Origin of the sequence: Flavobacterium chilense, from assembly GCF_001602525.1 — a bacterium.
GTDB lineage: Bacteria > Bacteroidota > Bacteroidia > Flavobacteriales > Flavobacteriaceae > Flavobacterium > Flavobacterium chilense.
This window is the reverse complement of sequence record NZ_LSYT01000007.1, coordinates 128,653-148,510: the sequence shown is the minus strand read 5'-3', so window position 1 is coordinate 148,510 and position 19,858 is coordinate 128,653. Positions and strand designations below refer to the sequence as shown.

Sequence of the window (19,858 nt, the reverse complement as noted above, 5' to 3'; positions counted from 1 at the left end):
ATTGATTATTTTTTTGAATCAAATATTTTTTCTTCAGAAGAAATTGCTTCTGTATCATTATCAAATTCAACAACTCTATAACGTTTTGGGTCTTAAATATGATAAATGTATAAATTATTTCTCTTATATATTTCTCTCTTAATAATCAAGTAATATTATCTCTGAAAAAAACACTTTATCATTTTGATAAATTCAATCAATTAGAGATTAATCCTATCTTAAATTCAGACTACTTTATTTGTTCATTAACAACCGTCTATTTTTTCTATTACCCACTCTGAATAATCATTAAAACAGCATAAACTTTTGTTCTTAGTCCTGTTTCTGTTACCTTTTTAAAATTCCCAATCAATTGATTCAAAACTTGGTAAAATCAAATCTTTATCTGATATAGTAACTTCATTAGGACTTATCTGCCAATCAATTGACAAAATGGGATCATCATACCGAATTCCTCTTTCACTTTCTTTATGATACACCTGATCAACTTTATACATCACCGAAGCCGTTTCACTCAGAACAGAAAATCCATGAGCAAACCCATGAGGAACCATTAATTGTTTTTTATTTTCACCACTCAAAATCACACTAAAATGCTGTCCATAAGTTTTAGATTTTTTACGTAAATCTATAGCAACATCTAAAATCTCTCCTTGCAACACACGCACTAATTTAGCTTGTGCAAAATCATTAATTTGTAAATGTAATCCTCGTATCACTCCTTTTTTAGAGAACGATTGATTGTCCTGAATGAACTTATATATAATCCCATGTTCCTGAAATTTAGCTTCATTATAAGCTTCAAAGAAATAACCACGTTGGTCTGTAAACACTGTTGGATTAATGATTACTAGATCTTTAATACTCGTCTCCTCAATAATCATTGTCTATTGTTTTATTTTTTTAATTGTTTTTTTATTAATCAAAATTCTATTTCTATCATAAATCCATCCCCATTTATTATAATAATAAAATGCTGATTTAAAATACATTTTTAAGTTTGCAATAGTTAAAAAGGATTTATATAAATGATCATGATAAACTATTTGATGAGGGTAAAAAATCGTTTTGAATCCTGCCGAAGAGCATCTTCTTGTTATATCTAAATCCTCCATATGCATAAAAATGTTCTCATCAAATCCATTTATTTGCTCCAATACCTCGGTTCTAAAAAGCATGAAACATCCAGACAAATAAGGCACCTCCATAACTTTGTCGTAGTTACTAAACCGTAATTCGAATTTATCAGAAATCTTTTTCTTTATTGCTTCAAAAGGCAAAAATCTCCTGGAAAAAAAAACAAAAGGACTAGGAATTAATTTTGCCAAATATTGTATTTCACCATTAGGGTATAAAATTTTCGGCATCAACAATCCAATACTCTTGTCACTATTCATAAATGATATCAAATCCTCAATAACACCTTTTGAATAATAAATATCAGGATTCAACACGAGATGAAAATCTGTTTTTTGTGAGTATTTTCTAATACCTATATTATGAGATGATCCATATCCTGGATTCAAAGGATTAGAGATATATTCCACTCTTGGATCAATTTTGATATTCTCTAAATCTTTAGTGGGTGAATTATCTATTAAAACTAATTTAACTTTCAAATCAGTATTTAAAAAACTATCAATAGCATCTAAAAGTTGCTTTTTATCATTTTTATATATTACTAAACTACAAACTATATCGTACATTATATTTTTCTAAAATTTTATTTTACTACATCTGTTTCTTTAACCATCTTAAATAGGCATAACATTTTACAACAAAAAAATTTGATTAACAATCATCTGATAAGGCTATTAAAAATGACAAGATGTTTTTCTCCGTATTTTTCTATAGAAAATTTGGCTTCATAGGTCATAAAAGATTTTTCAACAACTTTTTCTACAGCTCTCCCTCCTTGTCGAATTTTTTCAAAAGTATCAGATAAAGAAACTTCGTCATCTAATTCAAAATAAAAGGCCATATCCTCTTTAATTATAGATTTATATACCTCTAAATTAGAAAGTAACATAGGGGTTTTATGAGACATTGCATCAATTATAACAAGAGCAAAACCTTCGCTTCTTGATGGATGAAAAAACAAATTAAAGAATTCATAATATGGTCTAGAATCCGTTTTAAATCCTAAAAAAAGAACTCTATCTTCAAATTCATTCTCTTTCAATAATTTTAATAAATTATCGTGCTCTTCTCCTAGACCTAAACATATCCATCCATAATTTTCATCTTTTTTTAGTAAACTTATTACAGCTTCATAATTTTTTCGTTTAATTAAAGATCCAACAGTTCCTATAACTTTATACTTTTTCTTAAAGCTTAAAATTAAATCAATATCCGTTTCTGGAATTTTAAAATTATCCAATGGTTCTATACTTCTGCCATATTCAATAATACTTAAGTTTTTATTTCCAAACAAATCTTTGTAATAATTGTACATAGAATCAGAAGAAACTACTATAGCATCATTATTTTTTTTTACTTTAATCCAAATTGGTGAAATTAATTTTGACACCAGATTACTATAAGTAAAAGATAAATCTTCAGGTATGATACTATGGACACTTGTGACGTACTTGATTCTTTTCTCTCGAGAAAAAAAAGATTTATTAAAAAAAACGTAAAAATCAGATCGTAAATTACTGGAGTGAATAATATCGTATTTTGAAAAGTCAACTCTCGTAAAAAAACTAATCTGAATTTTACTCTCAGTAATTTCCAATTCATTTTCAACTTTATCAAAAAAGAATACATCTATACATTCCAAACTTTGAGTTTTTTTTAATTGATATATTAAATCTCGTGTAGCAATGTTAGTACCAGTATTGGATAAATTGTTAAAAAAAAAAGCTATTTTCATAAAAGTAAAAAATTATGTATTAGGTATGATTAAACTATTAAAATAACATCAAAAATGTTTTAATAATTCTTAAGTAATTGATAGTAAAACACAAACTCTATTTATATACTCCCTGTTCTCTTTCTAATGATTATTTGGCCAAATCTTTAATTTTTTCTTGATTTGTTCTTTTATTCTTGAGAAAAACAAATATTATATATAGGACTGTTTAATATATTATTTAATATTCACCAATTAAAAATAAAGTTTATAGAAACAAATTATTCTAAGGTTTAACTTGATCATTTGCTATTTACTATTTTTGATAGAATTAAAGTAACAACAAATAAAATCCTACATAATAAACAACTAATCGTAAATAATTTTACATAACTCTCAGTTATACTTTTTTAAATACATCTTAACCAAAAAATTTTCGAAATAATATTGTATTTGATAAGGAGAAACTAAAGAAAATAATAAATAAAACAGAAATAAAACATATTTTTTTTCACCTCTGCTTTGTATAGCCTTATAGGTGAAGTTTATCGATAATTTATGTATTTTCTCAAGAATTGGATTTGATTTTGTTATTTTATCTCTATCAGCTAAATTGAAAGAATCAAAATTTTTAACCAATCTTTCTTTATATAATCTCCGTATGTAATAAACTATTTTTCTCTGGTACAACCCTTTAGTAGTTTGAGTATTACCAGATCTTAATCTTACAGAATAACCAAAAAAAGGAATATTAAGAAATTTATAACCTAAAGAATCCATTCTTAATAAAAAATCGTAATCCTCTGACCCTCCCAATTGCCGATATCCATTAAGTATCATATAAATTTCTTTTTTGCACATCCAGATATGTAATACAGGTGAGACGTAGCTCAATATTTTCTTTGTACATTTTACAGTATGCGAAGTTATCACATTATTTAAAACTGCATCATTTTCATCGATACAAATAACATCGCACCCAACAAGAGAAATATCTTCATTATTAAGTAAAAATTCCAATTGCTTTTCTAGTTTCAAGGGACTACACAAATCATCACCATCCATCCTAACAATATATTCCCCTTTACTTTTAGATAAAGCAAAATTTAGTGTCTCAACTATCCCTGAATTCATTTCATTTCTAAACAATTTAATTCGAAAATCTTTTGAAGCCAACTCTAGAAGCTTTTCATAAGTTCCATCAGTAGAAAAATCATCAACTATAATGAATTCGAAATTAACATAAGTTTGTTTCAGAATACTATTAACCGCTTCCTCAACAAACCTAACAACATTATATGTTGGCATTAATACTGAAATTAATATATTTTTCTTTATAGAATTATCTACAGTATTTATCATTTTTATATAATAAGCAAAATAACATTTTAAAATAAACTAAATCTTAAGTTTTGATATCCAATTTAACAAGTAACTATCATCATTTTAAATAATGAATAATTGATTCCGGTTCTGAAAATAAATTGAAAGTCAAAATATTTCCAAAAAAAAGAGAAAAGCACTGGTAATCTAAAAAATTTCTAAAATTATAAACAAAAAAGGCACCAAATAATGGAAGAATTAAGGCTTTAAAATATAAAAACTTATTATTTAATCTAATTTTTGTTAAATTTATAAGTACAAAAGACATTAAGATAATATATGAAAATGATAGAAACCTTCCTCCAGAGGGAACCATTGAAAAAATATTTGTCCAAATCAATGTAAATATTATGAAATTGAAAAAATTTAAAGTTATAAAATCATCCTTGACTTTTTTAATAAAATAAAATCGTACAAAAAAAACAATAATAATCATTGAAAAATTCAAAGAAAAAATTGCAAGTCGTATAAAATAACTAGAGCTTTCAAAATCTTCTTTGGCATTACTAGCAAAGTTATCATCAGTATAAGATTCTAACTTAAATCTTATTATATCAGGAAAATACTCTGCAATTCCATTTAAAAAATTAAGGGGAAGACTTGACAATAATATACTCCCAACATACAGATAAAAAAGAAAATTACCTTTACTTTTGGGTAATAACATATATAACACAAAAAATACTAAAGGAATGAAAAACGATATATGAAAAACAACTGAAAGAATCATATAAAATATACCACCCTTTTTATTTTTATAAAAGAAAAGTAACGCTCCATATACACATACCTCTAATGCTGTCCACATACGAACACCATTAATATTCCAAATTGGATTTATTAATAATAACATTAAGAATAATACAATTGCGAATCCAGAAATTTTATAATTTATTCGATCAAAGATGAACCATAATATTTTCGAATAAAAAATTCCAAAAACTAAACCAAAAACAGCAAATAATACATGATAATTATCTGTAAATCGAGATACAATCCAAGTTACAATAGGCTGATACAAATCTGTTTGTTGCGTTTCAATTGTAAATAAACCTTCTACAAAATTTTTAAATGAGATTTGGCTATTAAAATAATCAGACAATACCGAATTATAGAACTCCGAATCACCTCCAGTTACAGGAATTATAAAAGTATAACCAAAATAAAAGCAGAATAATACAAAAAGATGTCTAGACCATTTCTTTTTATATAATAATAAAGACATTACTAAAGATGAAAATGGCCATAAAAAAAAAGAAGTCACAAGGAGAAAAAATTCCTTGATAGAATTTGCAGAAAATTTTTTAATAGTATGCATTAGTAATTACTCCCAACTTCAAGAAATTTACCAACTACTCTCTCAATATTATAGTCTTCTATGTTTTCAATAATCAATTGCTTTGTATAATCTCCATTCATGAAACTCAAAAAATCTTCAAAATCATGATTATTCATTCTTAGGGATACAATTGGTCTTTTAGATAACGTATAATCAATTAATTTACTTGGCACTTGATTATTTGTATCATTTTCTATATTAACCAAAAAGTCTGCTTTTGATAATTCTTTCAAAACTTCACCTCTTGGTATAGAATTTTTAATTATTAATTTTTCATACAATCTAGTTTTATAATCACTCAACATAGAATCATTGCTAGTAAAAATTACAAATCTAAAATCAGTTTTCAAATTACATAAGTATTCTAAAAAAGGGCGTGGATCTCTTTTCCCTTTATAAAAGACTCCTGCATAAATAAAAGTTGGCACTGAATTTCTTTCATATTTTTCTAGAGTAACATCAGAAAAATTAAATCCTTGCGGAATTATTTTAATTTTATCATGAAATTCTTTATAATAAGATTTTCTAGCTATTTCAACTGGAATTGCTATTATATCTGCTTTTCTACAAAATAATTTTTCTAAAATAGAAAAATAGAAAGGTGGTTTTGTTATTTTATTCCCCATAAATGGATCACCACAATCTGCTATCCACACTTTAGGGAAAAAATCTAATCGTTTATTCCTTGCTAGAGCAGTTCCCCAATGAATAGAAAATGGATTTGCTATTGTAAATAGCAAATCGTACTTTACTTTATTATCTTTAAAAAAAGCCCTAACTTTAAATAATAATTTTATTGAAGGATACTGAAAAAAATAATATAAAATTTTGTCAAATATCCTATATGCTAATCTATTTTTTTGAAAAAATGTGTGACTTAATATTGTCGTAACGTCACCTAAATTTTTTATTTTAATATCAGGGTATTTTTCCTTAAAGACTAAAAAATCATTTTTATTGATTGCACAGACAACCATTAGATCGTGTCCTCTCTTATGAAGTTCATTGATTAGCTCTGTAGCTCTAAAAGATCTAGGATTTTGTAAAGGATAAATATCTTTACATATTATTAATATATTTTTCATTACTTATTTACTCGAAAGGAATACAACGCCTCATAGATTTATATAAGAATCAATTAAAACTGACATAGAATAATAATTTTCTAATGTGGCCTTATTAGTTAGAACTTCCCTATTTACTTTAAATCCACATTCTTTAATTAGCTTATTATCAAAAACTATAAATCCTCTTTTAGTCAAAGATTCAAACGAATTTGTTCCTGATCTCATATAAACAATCTTACCTAAACCAAGTAACGTTAATGTATTTCCCATTGCTTGTTGTCTATTATGGTTAAACACTGCAACATCAATAGTTTTTAGAAAATCAATGTACTTTTCAATTGTCATCAGTTCGGTAAGCGGTACAAACTTATCTCCAAATCTTCTGGCTCCCTCAATAATAATTTTGTCTCTATATTCATCATGAGTACCATAAGATAATGGGCAGAAAATTTTGTTAATAAATTCAATTTCACCTTCAAGCATATCGAATATAGAAATATGTTCATTTGTAGGATCCGTTGAATTACCTACCAAAACATTAATGCTATCTTTCTTTGAAAGATCTTCAGCTTTAAAAAAAGTGATATCAACTATGTTACTCAAATACATGGGAGAGTATATGAATTTAGCTTTACTTTTCAGTAATTTATTAGCTTCTTCTGAGTCTTCATGCACGTGTGAAATATGGCAATTAACCCTACTAAGTACAAATCTCAACATTCGGGAATACCATCCTGTTGATGCTTTAATGACTTCCAATTCATAACCATAAATGACCCAAGATATTTTATGAAAAAAAAATGGAAAAAAGAAAAAAAAATGAACTAAAACTAAACCATGTAAAACTATTCTTCTCGCTTTACAACATTGAGAAAACATAGTCCTAAAGTTGTAAAATAAATTTTTGGAAAGTGGAGATCTAAGATCTATTATCTGTTTACTTCCTACTATACCAGAATCTTTTGGAGATAAAAAAAAATGATTTTTAAATCTCTCGTCTTCAATTAAAAAATTTGCTAATGGCTTTGTAAATTTATCCGGGTCTATTATATGTAAAACCATTTAACAGTTTTTAATCTCACCCACAATTTCACTCACACTTACCAAATCTAATTCATAGAACAAAGGAAAACGCAATAAACAACTTGTAAAATTATCTGAGTTACTTAAAACTCTACCATCATGTTCTTTTATATAATATGGACTTGAATGTAATGATATGTAATGAAAAACAGTATAAAAACCTCTTTCTTTTAATTTAGAAATTATTATATCTCGTTGCTCAACATTCATGCATGTTAAATAAAACATGTGACCATTTGTCGTCGCATAATCAGGAACAACAGGTAATTTGATATCTTTTAAATTCAATTCTTTTAATTCGTCATAATAACATTGCCAAATTATTTTTCGTTTAGTTTGAATATCATTTAAATTCTCAATCTGAGCCCAAAGAAAAGCGGCAATTATTTCTGACGGCAAAAAAGATGACCCGGTATCTACCCAACCATATTTATTCACTTCTCCTCTAAAAAACTCAGCTCTATTAGTTCCTTTTTCCCAAATAATTTCAGCACGATGGATAAAACGATCGTCATTAATCGTCAACATTCCCCCTTCACCAGAAATAATATTTTTAGTTTCATGAAAAGAAAAGGCTGCCATGTGACCAATAGAACCTAGAGCTTTTTTAACACCATCTTTACCTGTATAATAACTATCGATTGCTTGTGCCGCATCTTCAATTACTAGTAAATTGTATTTATCTGCCAGTCCCATTATCACATCCATATCACAAGCTACACCAGCATAATGAACAGGAACTATCGCTTTGGTTTTTGAGGTGATTAGAGATTCAATTTTCGAAACATCAATATTTGGATTATCCTCATAAGAGTCAGCAAACACAATTTTAGCACCTTGTCGAACAAATGCAATAGCAGTAGATACAAATGTAAAACTTGGCACAATTATCTCATCACCTTCTTTGATATTGGCAAGCATGGCACACATTTCTAATGCATCTGTACAAGAAGTTGTTAGTAATGCTTTCTTAAAACCATATTCTTTTTCAAAAAAAACCTGGCATTTTTGAGTATATTTTCCGTTCCCAGAAATTTTTCCTGAATTTACAGCATCATAAATATAATGCGTTTCTTTCCCTGTTAAATAGGGTTTGTTAAATGGTATCATCTATTATATCTTATTATCTTATAAATCTATGTGGATTTCCAATATAAAGGCCTTTTTTCTGCAAATCTTTAATTACAACTGTACCTCCTCCTATTTGAGTTCCTGAAATTATATTTATATTGTCAATTATAGTACTATTAATTCCGATTATACAAAGTTCTTCTATTTTAATAAATCCTGCCAGAGCAACTCTCGGTGACAAAAAACAATGTTGGCTTACAATAGTATCATGCGCTACTGTACATGAAACATTAAGAATTGTATTATTACCAATAGAAGCATTAGCGTCAATAACACAGGCGGGATAAATTACACAGCCAACACCAATTTTTGCTGTTGAATCAATCCAAGAAGTAGAATGAACAATTTTACCAAATGGAATAATTTTCAAAAACCTGTCAAATAATTGCTTTCTAATGCTTAAATGTTTGTAGCCTATTCCAATAATAAGTTCATCGAAGGAGTTTAGTTCAAACTCAGATTCTATATCATTTGAATTACCTAAGACACGAAACCCATTTACTATTTTTTCTTCGGTAAAATCATCAAAAAACACTACTTTATCATAATGATTGTCCGAAATAGCATAATGAGCAATTTGTTGCCCTAAGTCACCTGAACCAACAATAGCCAATATTTTTGACATTATAATGAATTTGTTATTTCTTTTAAACTTGAAATTCTATTTTTTAAATTTGGATAGAAATTTTCTCTATCAACAATTAGGGTTTTAATCCCTAATCGTATTGCCGGTTCTAGATCTAATTTAATCGAATCCCCTACATATAAAACTTCACTAGGGCTTAATGAAATTTTATCTAAAGCCTTTTTATAAAAGTCAATATTGGGCTTAGCAATGCCTAATTCTTCGGATACAAAAACATCTTTAAAAACAGGGCCAAAAAAACCATTCAACTTTTCTTTTAAAGTTATATTAAAATTTGAAATTACTCCTAATGGAACAATTAATTCAGATAAAACACTAGTATCTTCAAATTTCTCCCAAGGCAAATAAGTACAATTTTTAAAAATCATGTCTAACAATGCTGTTGTTGGAATAATCCCTAACAAAAATAACAGCTCAGTGTTAAATTTTAAGTAAAAACTCTCATCTGTTTTATCTGGAAAGTGTATAACTTCGGATAATAATTTGTGTTTTTGCTTAATTTCTTCGATTGAAATTTGGTATCCGAAATCTTTTAAAGTATTTTGAATTATTATATACAAGCTAGGTTTTCCCAGTAAAGTACCAGCTACGTCAAAAAAAATATATTTAATCATTTTTTATCAAAAAAGGAAATAATTACTACTATCTAATGATTCAAAATCAGAACAATTTTGATAAATAACATCCATAAGAATTCTGGTTGCAATTCCTTCAATTGGTTTAGGAGTATCTGGTTCTTTATCGAACAAATATTCTTGAATTGCATATTTTACGTCTTGAAAACCTAAATTATGTCTAATCGAGTTTGTTCCAGAAATCCTACAATTAACTTCAAAAGGAATAATTTCATTCTGTTCGGTAACTATACTTTGAATATTAAAACTTCCTTTTAAGCCTCCTAAATCAATCATACTTTGAGCAATTTTTCTTAATCGATCATCATGTTTAAAAATCACTTTTGATTCAGTAGTGGTACCATTAGTTAATTTTCGTTCCATAGTAAAAAGACCATGAAGCTTTTGATTCTTATTAACATACACTGCTGTTGTTATTTCCTTTCCTTTGGAAAGAGGTTGGATCATATAGCCATCAGGAAGGTTATTTGGGTTTTCAGGATTAATCAAAATTCCTCTTGAACCTCTTCCTTCTCTAGGCTTAGCTATGATATCTTTTTCCGAAAAATCGTACTCACCAACTAACCAAGATTTTGAAAAAGGAATATTATGTTTAGATAAATACAAATAAGTTTCATATTTATCTAAATAAGTTTTTGCAGTGATGACATCGCTTGCAACTACGCAAGCATTAAGTTTATCTCTATTCATTGAAAGATGATAAACTTCATAATCTGTGGATGGCAACACTAGTGCTACATTTTCAGAATCAATAATTTTAGAAATAATAGATATATAAGACTCATCATAATAATAAGGAACAACATAAGTTTTATCACACAAATGATTTCCGGGAGTAAAACTGGATACATCCACACCTATTAATCTTATATTAAGATTTAAGGACTTTATGTTTCGTAATATTCCTTGACCAACATTCCCTCCTATACCTGTTACAAGTACTGTTTTTTCTTCCATTTGATATAATTAACAATTTCTTCTTTAAAATCAGTTGTCACGGACCAACTTAATAAATTACAAGTTTCAAAATTATTATATTGCAATGATATTGATTTATCTTGATTTACAAATTCAATCGAAGATTGAGTTTCGTTTGCTACAATATTTGCAACTTCTAAATTTGTGTATTCCCTATCATTAACAGCTAATAAAATTTTGCTTCTAACTTTGTCAAAATTTTGCATAACACTACCTATTAAGTTGCAAACATCTTCAACAAAAATATAATTTTGTTTACGCCCACCATTCCCCCAAACTGGTATACTGTTATTTTTTATAGCATGATTTACATAATTTGGTATGATAGTATTTTCCTTCATTCCTGATCCAAACAAAGATGATAATCTAACAATTACTGCATTATTCGTTTTTAGCACTACTTTTTCACCCCATAATTTTGATATTGCATACTCTGTTATCGGGTTATTTAATGTATTCATCCCAATAATACCAGATTGCGTATCATAAATAGAAGCTGATGAAACATAAATAATTTTAGTCATTTGAAATTTTAAGATTATTTTTTCTGTTAAACCAACATTAATCTCATACAACAAGGCATTTGATTCTATAGTATTCCCAGAAGAAACTGCAGCATGGCATAAAATTAAATAATCTGGCTCAAAATCTATTTCATCTATATTTTTAGATGAAAAAACTTTAACACCATCTATACAGCTCTCTTGTTTAGCAATACCATACACATCATAAACAGCTTTAAATGTCTGTAATAATTTAGTCCCTAAAAAACCATTAATTCCAGATATAATAATTTTTTTTTTCATATTACTCTAAAAATTCCAAGTATTAAAAATATGATGCAAAGTAAATTATTATAAATATTTCATTTGTTTTACACATATACAATCAAAAATCTACAATTTTACAACTGTAATTATCTTTGTATAACTTTTAAACTTATTTGATCTAACAAAAAAAAGAACTCTTTTCCTTTACCAATAATTCCTACCGATATAACAATTAATAAACCAAAAAAAGCATTACAAATTAATCCAAGTACATAATCCATTTTAAACATATTAATAATAGCAAAGCAGCTCCCTAATAAAATCAATTGTATAAAACTAAACTTCAATGATTTGAAAAGTTCCAAAAAAGTAAAATCAAATAATCTATTAAAAATTTTTACTATCCAAATTGAACATAAAAATGATATAAAAATTAAACAACCAATCATGGGCAAAATTCCAAAAACAGAGCCTAATCCTAAAGAAATTAAGCATCCAAAAAAAGAATATAACTGAAACCTAAAATAGATATCTGATCTACCCGTGACACTTATTGAATTCACTGTAATTGAATTAATTGGAAATAAAATTCCTAAAAAACATAAATACTGTAAAATATCAATTGATCCCAACCATTTTTTCCCTAACAAAACATTAACGAGTGCCTCGGCGTTAAACATTAAACCAATCATTAATATTGAAAGTACATAAAAAGATAATTGTAAAATATTCTTATAATAGTTTACAAATCTAATTTTGTCATCTTGTAATGATGCTAATGCCGGATAACTTACCCCTGAAATAACTCCATCAATATTTTGACTTAAAGTATTTTTAAATAATTCAGCACGATTATAATACCCTAATGTTGCCGGAGAAAATATTTTACCAATCGTTAAATTAAAAATATTGTTATATAATTGCGAAACCAATGAGCTCCCCAACATGTAAACACCAAATCGAAAGTATTTTTTAAAAGAAGAAACTGAAAAAACTAAATTTGGCCACCATCTAATAGAATAAGCCGTAAGTAGCAGAATTATTAGATCCCTTACAATTGATTTTGCAATTAAACTCCAAATACCAAAATCATAGTAAGCTAAAACAATCGAAATAATCCCAGAAAACACAGAAGAAATTATAGAGATAATCGAAATTCTCTGAAAATCCATATTCTTAATCAAAATGCTTTCCTGAACTATAACTAAAGCACTAATAAATAAACTCATTGAAAGAACCCTTAAATAATGCTCCATTTGAAGATTATTATAAAACTGAGCTATAAATCGTGCTGAATAAAAGGTGATTGCAAAAAACAAAAAAGCAATTAATAAGTTGAAATAAAAGATCGTACTATAATCCTTTTGTGTTACATTCTTTTCTCTAACTAAAGCTTGACTAAAACCACTATTTATAAAGATTCCGATGAAAGATATAAAAACAGAAAGTACGGCAACAACCCCAAAATCATTTGGAGTCAGAATTCTCGCCAATACTATCCCAAACGAAAAATCGCTTATCATACTAAATATCCTTCCAAAAGCATTCCATTTAGCTGATTTAATCAATTTAGTTTTTAACATAAGTACCTTATCAATCTTTTATTAAAATCTAACCTTGATTTACTTATCTTTAAAATACATAAAACCCAATTTAGACTAACTTTTTACAAATTAAATCTTAACCCCCTATAAAAGGGAGTAAATCAATAATTCTAATAAAACTCAATTTAAAACTCCACAAAAATCTAAAACAATTTTATCGGAATCAATTTTTACTTCTTTAAATTCTTTATGGGACACTAGGAATACAATTATATCTGCTTTTTCTATCGCTACCTTATAATCTGTTAATTTAAAAACATTATGTTTCTCGATATTAGGTTCTACAATAAAATATTCTTCATCCTGAGAATCCTGCAAAACTTTTTGTGCAATATATTTAGCCGGAGACTCCCTCAAATCATCAATATCAGGTTTAAATGCTAACCCCATTATAGCTACATTAGCCTTTCTTCCTTTTTTTAGTTGAAATTCTAATTTCGCAGTTTTCACTTTTTCTGCACACCAAAATGACTTATAGTTATTAATTTCTCGCGCTTTTCCAATAATCTGGGATTCCATAGGATAATCAGCTACGATAAAATAAGGATCAACTGCGATACAATGTCCTCCAACACCACAGCCAGGTTGTAAAATATTAACTCTAGGATGTTTGTTTGCCAATTTAATTAGATCCCAAACATTAATATCTGCTTTATCACAAATTAAGGATAATTCATTTGCAAATGCAATTTGTACGTCACGAGAAGAATTCTCCGTCAGTTTACACATTTCTGCAGTTCTAGCATTAGTAGCGTGTAATTCTCCCTTTACAAATTGACTATAAAAATCTATCGCTTTTTGTGTTGATCTCTCATTAACTCCACCAATTACACGGTCATTGTGTACTAATTCATACATAACGTTACCTGGTAAAACACGTTCAGGACAATAAGCAACAAAAATCTCATCTTTTAATTCTGGTCTTTGAGAAAAAATATAATTCATCATTTTTTCTGTAGTTCCTATTGGCGAAGTAGACTCAATGATATACAAATCATCTTTCTTTAATAACGGAATAATTGCTTTAGTCGCAGCCTGAACAAAAGAAATATCGGGTTCATTTTTTGCCTTAAAAGGAGTTGGAACTACAATTAAGTAAACATCAGCGACAATAGGTTGAGTCGCTGCTTTTAAAAATCCCTTTTTTACTGCAAAAGCTACTGCCTCATCTAAACTTGGTTCAACTATATGGATTTTACCCGCATTTATAGTATCGACAATATTTTGATTAACATCAACACCATGAACAAATATATTATTGTTAGCCATTAAAGCTGAAGTAGGTAGGCCAATATATCCTAATCCTATTGTAACTACTTTTTGTATGCTCATTTTATTTATTTAGATAAATTTTTAATATGATTAACGATACGTTCACATGCTTTTCCATCACCATAAGGATTGTGTAACTCAGCCATTTCTAGATACATGCGCTCGTTTGCTAATAAATCATTACATGTCTCTATTATTAATTCTTTATTAGTTCCAACTAATATCACTGTTCCTGCTGAAACTGCTTCTGGCCTTTCAGTAGTATCTCTCATTACCAAGACTGGCTTACCTAAACTAGGAGCTTCCTCCTGAACTCCTCCACTATCAGTAATAATTAAATAAGATTGATTCATTAACCATACAAATGCAGGATATGCCAAAGGTTCTATTAATTTAATATTACTGATTCCACTTAATATTTCATAAACAGGCCCTTTTACATTTGGATTCAAATGAACTGGATATACTATTTGTACATCATCGTTATTTAATGCAATATATTTTAGAGCAGCGCATATATTTTCAAATCCATCTCCATGATTTTCTCTGCGATGTCCCGTGACCAAAATAATTTTTTTATCAACATCAATTATTTCTTTTAATAATTCTATCTCATTATTATTAATATTAACAACTCTTTGAGAACTATCAACTAGAGCATCAATCACTGTATTACCAGTAACTAAAATGCTCTCCAAAGCAACATTTTCTTTTAAAAGATTTTCTTTCGAAGTGATCGTTGGAGCAAAATGAATATCAGCAATTCTACCTGTCAGCTGTCTATTCATTTCTTCTGGAAAAGGGGACTTCAAATTATGTGTTCTTAAACCTGCTTCTATATGACAGATTCTTGCACCATAATAAAAAGCTGCTATACTAGCAGCCAGAGTAGTTGTCGTGTCTCCATGCACATAAACAAAATCGGGCTTAAAATCCTCCAATATAGGTTTTAATCCTAAAAGAATATCAGAAGTAAGTTTATATAAATTTTGATTTGGTTTCATCAAATTTAAATCATAATCGGGTTTTAACTCAAAAAAATCAAGAACCTGATCTAACATCTCACGATGTTGTGCCGTAACACATAAACGAGTTTCAAATACCAATTCATGTTTTTTAAATTCCTTAACTAGCGGAGCCATTTTAATTGCCTCAGGTCTAGTTCCAAATATTATCAAATTTTTTTTCATTCTTTTTTCAAATGATCCTTTTATCTATTACATCTCTAATGCACTATTACTAGACAAGTACAAAAACACAATATAAATTAATATTTTTTCTTAATAAACCAACCTCCCCACAAATCTCTACTTCTATATTCCATTATATGCAACCTATATGAATTCGAAAAACTAATCATCTACCACTTGAACCTCAACCGTAAAAAAAGACCAATCATACACTGTTTAGTTAATCTTAGTCGATTTTTCTTATGTTAATTTTACTAACAAAGCAGGATAATCAAATTATTCTTAAACCTATTTCTTTACTCAAAGCATGTTCTTACTAAAACTAAATAATAATTTGTTTAATGATACGTCTGACTATAAAAAATAAAGTTGCAAAAAATACAGCTAAAATCCCCCCTAATAGAATTCCTTTGATTTTCCCAAATCTTTCTTTTGCCAAAGGTAATATAGGTCTGTCGATTACTTGAATTAGAGGAGTCTCTTTCCGCAATGTTACTTTAGCCAATTCACTTTGCTTAACTAGTTCTGTTAATATAGCTGTATTTGCCTGTACATCTACCTGTCTTCGCGCTGAAGGAGCACGTCGAACATTTAATGCAGGATTTAAATTAAAAGTATTATCATTCGCAACAGCAACTCCTGTTATTGCTCCATTTAATTCTCTTCGAATAGAGTCAACTTGGCGTTCCAAAATCGCCATATTTAATCTTGCTTTTTTACTTTTTGTCTCAATATAGAACTCTCCAACCTCTTTAGTTAAAGCTTCACAAAAATATTTTGCAAAAAGTTCATTTGTTGAAGAAACATCAATATTTATAATTGCAATTTTTTTATCTTTTTGAGCAACAGATAAACCAGATTTTGATAGATTAGAATATATTGTCCCCATGATACTATCTTGTACACGAGTAAATTTTTTATGCTTTTGATTTGGTAAAAATTGAATTGTACTCAATTTAGGGTCTTTGTTCCATTTCTCTCTCCATTTACTATTTCTTACATACATTTCTGCTAAAGAAATTTGTTCTCCATTCAAATTTATTGGAGAAAGCAATGTTTTCTCAACCATCGATCTAGACTTAAATAACTCAGTTAAATTAGATCCTGTAAAAATTCCACCACCACTACCTCCTAAATCCAGACCAAAAGAACTTGCCAACCCTAAAGCTCCTCCAAGACCTCCTCCAGATTTTTCATCTTCTAATGCAAAAGATAATGTGGCAGTATAAACTGGTTCTTTTAAAACTGAGTAAGTTACCCCTGAAGCAGATCCAATTATACCAATCAGAAGAATAATTTTCCATCTAGAAAGCAAATATCCATACCATTCTTTTCCCTTATTAATTAATTCCTTTAACGATATTTCATCGTTATGAATAGATATATTATCCATTAAAATAATTTATTTAAAAGCAGTAACAATTAATAACGCTAAACTTGCAAAAGCAGTTCCTAGACCAGCCCATTCTCCAGCACTCATTTTCTTCGTCTGAGGTTTTTCTGGTACTACAATTTGAGAATCAGGAGTCACAGTTGGATAAGATCTAAAAAACAAAAATGATGTGGTTACTGATGCTTTACCATTAGGATAAATGATGTAAGCTTTTCTCTTCCATCCTTTACTATCAATCCCTCCAACAGAATTTATGTAATATTTAAATCCTTTTCCGCTTCTATATGGGATTTCAGAAGTCAACAACACATTTCCTGTTACTTTAACTCCTTCATTATAAACAGCAACCTCAATTTCGTCACCAGGAAACAAAGTTACATTTGAGTAATGGCTTTTATCTTTTACAATTTTTTCCCAGTTAACAGGAATAGTAGCGTACTTTAGTTCATCTCTCAGCTTTTTAGATAACTTAGAATTAAGGGTATCTTTTTTCTTTACTCCCAATGCTTCTTCCTCTGCTGTTGACTTTTTATCCAGATTAAGATTAACAGTTTCTAATTGCTCAATTTGTTCTTGTTTTATTGGTCTTTTTATCTTCATCCCATCTAAATTAGCAATAGATGTTAATCCACCAGCTCTCATTACAACATTATAAACTGTTTCTTTTTTGTTCGCTAAAACATATTTTCCTGGGTAAGTTACAGCACCACTTACTTTAACCATTTCAGGCTTTTCATAAACAGCCATCTTGCGAATATTAATTACATCAAAAGGTTTTAATACAAAATTTTTAATTTGCTCATTATTATCTGCAGAAATTTCAAGTTCAACCAATTCAATACGTTTTGGATCTGCATCATCTATTACATCTGATTTTATCATTCTGGCAATTTCTACTCTTTTAGAAGCAGAACCTGTTAAGCCACCAACTTGTACCACCAAATCATTTAAAGTCAAATTCTCAAAATATTCATACTCTCCAGGATTTTTCACTTCACCATCAATAGTGACCTTATATTCTTCTCTGAAATCCAGAACAGAATATACAGTTACAATATCTTCTCTTTTTAACCTTAAATCTGCATCCAAATCTCCAGATAATGCAGCACTCAAATCAACATTTACAATCTCAGTACTTAAATCTGTTTTCAAACGAATAATTCTGGCTCGTTTTGTATAAGCATCCTCTTTAAGTCCTTCGGCTCTAACAATCAAATCAGAAATTCTCATTCCTTCGTTATAAGAATAATAATCTGGTCTAAACACAGCTCCTTCAATTTTTATACGATTTTCAAATCGATTTAATATTTTAGTGATTTTAAATACATCTCCCGATTGTGGTAAATAAGTATTATATTCACTTTCATTTATATCGTGTACTTTAAATTCTTTCCCTGTCTTTTGTAATACTTTTACTGAAGCCGTATAAGCAAATTCATTAAATCCTGAAGCAAAATTTAATAAATCTGAAAATTTTTCGCCTTTTTTCATTTCAAAAATTCCTGGACGTTTTACTTCTCCTTCAGCAATGACTCTTTGACTATAAGCCGGAATTCGAATTACATCGTTTTCTTTTAAACCAACATTGTCTGATTGATCTCCTTTTACCAAAAAGCTATAAATGTCTATATTTTTGTAAACCTTATTATTTCTAATTAATTCAATATTTCTATAACTCCCATTTTTCCCTGGACCTCCTGCCAAATGTAGAGCATTATAAACTGTTGCTAAAGAAGAAATTGAATAATTACCCGGTTGTTTACCTCCAACAATTGTTATTTTTATAGTTCGTATTTGACTTAAACTTACTGCAACCTGTGATTGTCCCGATCTAACTGTACTATATACTTTAGCTATTGCTGTTTTTATTTTTTGTGTGGCAGTCTCAATTGACATTCCTGAAACGGCAATTTGTCCAACATAGTCAATTGTAATTTTTCCTTCAACGCTTACTGGAATACTGGCATTATACTCCTGAATTCCATAAACACTGATTTGTAATTCATCCCCAGGTCCTAAAACATAATTCATTGGAGTCGCCAATTTTAAATCAGGTTCAAAGTTTAATGTAGGATTATCAAATAACTCAGAACCAAAGATTAAGGCATTTATTGAATCTTTTACTTTATCATTTTGAACTGTTTCCTGTTTTCTTCCAAACTCAGAATCTTGATTCGTTGTTTTTGTCTTATTGTTTTTATCTTTTACATCGCCTTTCGAATTTTTCTTATCAAATTCAGCAAGTTTAATTTTAAGTTTATTGAATTCCGTTTGAGTCATTCCCTTTGACAAAGCCATTGCTTCTACACCATCGATTGTAGTATTATTACTTTTTAATTGAGCGCTAATTTTAGCCAGATCGTCATCTGATAAATAATCAACCTTTATTGTACTAAGATCTTTAGATTTGAGTATATCTTGTGCATTTCCATTAAATGACAATAATAAAATAAAAAGTATTGTAATAACGTATGATATATTTTTCATATTAAATTATAAATTAACCTTTTGGC

General features: G+C 28.4%; 17 protein-coding genes. All 17 read right to left on the bottom strand.

The features are described 5' to 3' along the window. Window positions 1–335: 335 nt before the first annotated feature. Window positions 336–884, bottom strand: a complete 549-nt coding sequence (gene rfbC / locus A4F88_RS16970; protein ID WP_068843824.1) for a dTDP-4-dehydrorhamnose 3,5-epimerase — start codon at window positions 882–884, stop codon at window positions 336–338. A 3-nt stretch (window positions 885–887) separates the two neighbouring features. After that, entirely contained in the window at window positions 888–1,706 is an 819-nt protein-coding gene (locus tag A4F88_RS16965) for a glycosyltransferase (RefSeq protein ID WP_068843823.1), read from the bottom strand. A gap of 92 nt (window positions 1,707–1,798) precedes the next feature. Next, window positions 1,799–2,875 carry a glycosyltransferase gene (locus A4F88_RS16960; RefSeq protein WP_068843822.1) on the bottom strand — a complete coding sequence of 359 codons (1,077 nt, stop codon included), beginning with the start codon at window positions 2,873–2,875 and terminating at the stop codon, window positions 1,799–1,801. A gap of 375 nt (window positions 2,876–3,250) precedes the next feature. Then, the gene (locus A4F88_RS16955; RefSeq protein ID WP_068843821.1) at window positions 3,251–4,216 is read right to left on the bottom strand and encodes a glycosyltransferase family 2 protein; all 966 of its coding nucleotides are present in this window, start codon (window positions 4,214–4,216) and stop codon (window positions 3,251–3,253) included. Between the two features lie 79 nt (window positions 4,217–4,295). Next, on the bottom strand, window positions 4,296–5,555 hold the full coding sequence (locus A4F88_RS16950) for an EpsG family protein (RefSeq protein ID WP_068843820.1): 1,260 nt from the start codon (window positions 5,553–5,555) through the stop codon (window positions 4,296–4,298). Next, on the bottom strand, window positions 5,555–6,661 hold the full coding sequence (locus A4F88_RS16945) for a glycosyltransferase family protein (RefSeq protein ID WP_068843819.1): 1,107 nt from the start codon (window positions 6,659–6,661) through the stop codon (window positions 5,555–5,557). Before A4F88_RS16945 ends, A4F88_RS16950 begins: the two co-directional genes overlap by 1 nt. Window positions 6,662–6,691: 30 nt before the next feature. Continuing rightward, a complete protein-coding gene (locus A4F88_RS16940; protein WP_068843818.1) occupies window positions 6,692–7,705 on the bottom strand; it encodes a TDP-N-acetylfucosamine:lipid II N-acetylfucosaminyltransferase family protein in 1,014 nt (337 codons plus the stop codon). Then, window positions 7,706–8,836, bottom strand: coding sequence for a dTDP-4-amino-4,6-dideoxygalactose transaminase (gene rffA, locus A4F88_RS16935; RefSeq protein WP_068843817.1), 1,131 nt, complete (start codon window positions 8,834–8,836; stop codon window positions 7,706–7,708). A gap of 13 nt (window positions 8,837–8,849) precedes the next feature. Continuing rightward, on the bottom strand, window positions 8,850–9,482 hold the full coding sequence (locus A4F88_RS16930; RefSeq protein ID WP_068843816.1) for an acetyltransferase: 633 nt from the start codon (window positions 9,480–9,482) through the stop codon (window positions 8,850–8,852). Then, window positions 9,482–10,117 carry an HAD family hydrolase gene (locus A4F88_RS16925; RefSeq protein ID WP_068843815.1) on the bottom strand — a complete coding sequence of 212 codons (636 nt, stop codon included), beginning with the start codon at window positions 10,115–10,117 and terminating at the stop codon, window positions 9,482–9,484. Before A4F88_RS16925 ends, A4F88_RS16930 begins: the two co-directional genes overlap by 1 nt. A 6-nt stretch (window positions 10,118–10,123) precedes the next feature. Beyond that, window positions 10,124–11,095 (bottom strand): ATP-grasp domain-containing protein, encoded by a 972-nt coding sequence (locus tag A4F88_RS16920; protein ID WP_068843814.1) that lies wholly within the window; start codon window positions 11,093–11,095, stop codon window positions 10,124–10,126. Next, a complete protein-coding gene (locus tag A4F88_RS16915) occupies window positions 11,071–11,922 on the bottom strand; it encodes an NAD-dependent epimerase/dehydratase family protein (RefSeq protein ID WP_068843813.1) in 852 nt (283 codons plus the stop codon). Before A4F88_RS16915 ends, A4F88_RS16920 begins: the two co-directional genes overlap by 25 nt. Before the next feature lie 110 nt (window positions 11,923–12,032). Continuing rightward, window positions 12,033–13,469, bottom strand: coding sequence for a lipopolysaccharide biosynthesis protein (locus A4F88_RS16910; RefSeq protein ID WP_068843812.1), 1,437 nt, complete (start codon window positions 13,467–13,469; stop codon window positions 12,033–12,035). 141 nt (window positions 13,470–13,610) lie between these two features. Next, the gene (gene wecC, locus A4F88_RS16905) at window positions 13,611–14,822 is read right to left on the bottom strand and encodes a UDP-N-acetyl-D-mannosamine dehydrogenase (RefSeq protein WP_068843811.1); all 1,212 of its coding nucleotides are present in this window, start codon (window positions 14,820–14,822) and stop codon (window positions 13,611–13,613) included. A 5-nt stretch (window positions 14,823–14,827) separates the two neighbouring features. Then, window positions 14,828–15,952: a non-hydrolyzing UDP-N-acetylglucosamine 2-epimerase gene (gene wecB / locus A4F88_RS16900; RefSeq protein ID WP_068843810.1), complete on the bottom strand. Its 1,125-nt coding sequence runs from the start codon at window positions 15,950–15,952 to the stop codon at window positions 14,828–14,830. Window positions 15,953–16,274: 322 nt separating this feature from the next. Then, on the bottom strand, window positions 16,275–17,345 hold the full coding sequence (locus A4F88_RS16895; protein WP_068843809.1) for a Wzz/FepE/Etk N-terminal domain-containing protein: 1,071 nt from the start codon (window positions 17,343–17,345) through the stop codon (window positions 16,275–16,277). Window positions 17,346–17,354: 9 nt separating this feature from the next. Continuing rightward, window positions 17,355–19,832 (bottom strand): SLBB domain-containing protein, encoded by a 2,478-nt coding sequence (locus tag A4F88_RS16890; RefSeq protein WP_068843808.1) that lies wholly within the window; start codon window positions 19,830–19,832, stop codon window positions 17,355–17,357. Window positions 19,833–19,858: the final 26 nt, after the last annotated feature.

Bases quoted from the DNA above. Each gene is read 5' to 3' on its own strand.
- A4F88_RS16960 (WP_068843822.1), bottom strand. From the start codon at position 2,875: ATGAAAATAGCTTTTTTTTTTAACAATTTATCCAATACTGGTACTAAC.
- rffA (WP_068843817.1), bottom strand. From the start codon at position 8,836: ATGATACCATTTAACAAACCCTATTTAACAGGGAAAGAAACGCATTAT.
- A4F88_RS16965 (WP_068843823.1), bottom strand. From the start codon at position 1,706: ATGTACGATATAGTTTGTAGTTTAGTAATATATAAAAATGATAAAAAG.
- A4F88_RS16955 (WP_068843821.1), bottom strand. From the start codon at position 4,216: ATGATAAATACTGTAGATAATTCTATAAAGAAAAATATATTAATTTCA.
- A4F88_RS16940 (WP_068843818.1), bottom strand. From the start codon at position 7,705: ATGGTTTTACATATAATAGACCCGGATAAATTTACAAAGCCATTAGCA.
- A4F88_RS16910 (WP_068843812.1), bottom strand. From the start codon at position 13,469: ATGTTAAAAACTAAATTGATTAAATCAGCTAAATGGAATGCTTTTGGA.
- A4F88_RS16930 (WP_068843816.1), bottom strand. From the start codon at position 9,482: ATGTCAAAAATATTGGCTATTGTTGGTTCAGGTGACTTAGGGCAACAA.
- A4F88_RS16890 (WP_068843808.1), bottom strand. From the start codon at position 19,832: ATGAAAAATATATCATACGTTATTACAATACTTTTTATTTTATTATTG.
- A4F88_RS16915 (WP_068843813.1), bottom strand. From the start codon at position 11,922: ATGAAAAAAAAAATTATTATATCTGGAATTAATGGTTTTTTAGGGACT.
- rfbC (WP_068843824.1), bottom strand. From the start codon at position 884: ATGATTATTGAGGAGACGAGTATTAAAGATCTAGTAATCATTAATCCA.
- A4F88_RS16920 (WP_068843814.1), bottom strand. From the start codon at position 11,095: ATGGAAGAAAAAACAGTACTTGTAACAGGTATAGGAGGGAATGTTGGT.
- A4F88_RS16895 (WP_068843809.1), bottom strand. From the start codon at position 17,345: ATGGATAATATATCTATTCATAACGATGAAATATCGTTAAAGGAATTA.
- A4F88_RS16945 (WP_068843819.1), bottom strand. From the start codon at position 6,661: ATGAAAAATATATTAATAATATGTAAAGATATTTATCCTTTACAAAAT.
- A4F88_RS16925 (WP_068843815.1), bottom strand. From the start codon at position 10,117: ATGATTAAATATATTTTTTTTGACGTAGCTGGTACTTTACTGGGAAAA.
- A4F88_RS16950 (WP_068843820.1), bottom strand. From the start codon at position 5,555: ATGCATACTATTAAAAAATTTTCTGCAAATTCTATCAAGGAATTTTTT.
- wecB (WP_068843810.1), bottom strand. From the start codon at position 15,952: ATGAAAAAAAATTTGATAATATTTGGAACTAGACCTGAGGCAATTAAA.
- wecC (WP_068843811.1), bottom strand. From the start codon at position 14,822: ATGAGCATACAAAAAGTAGTTACAATAGGATTAGGATATATTGGCCTA.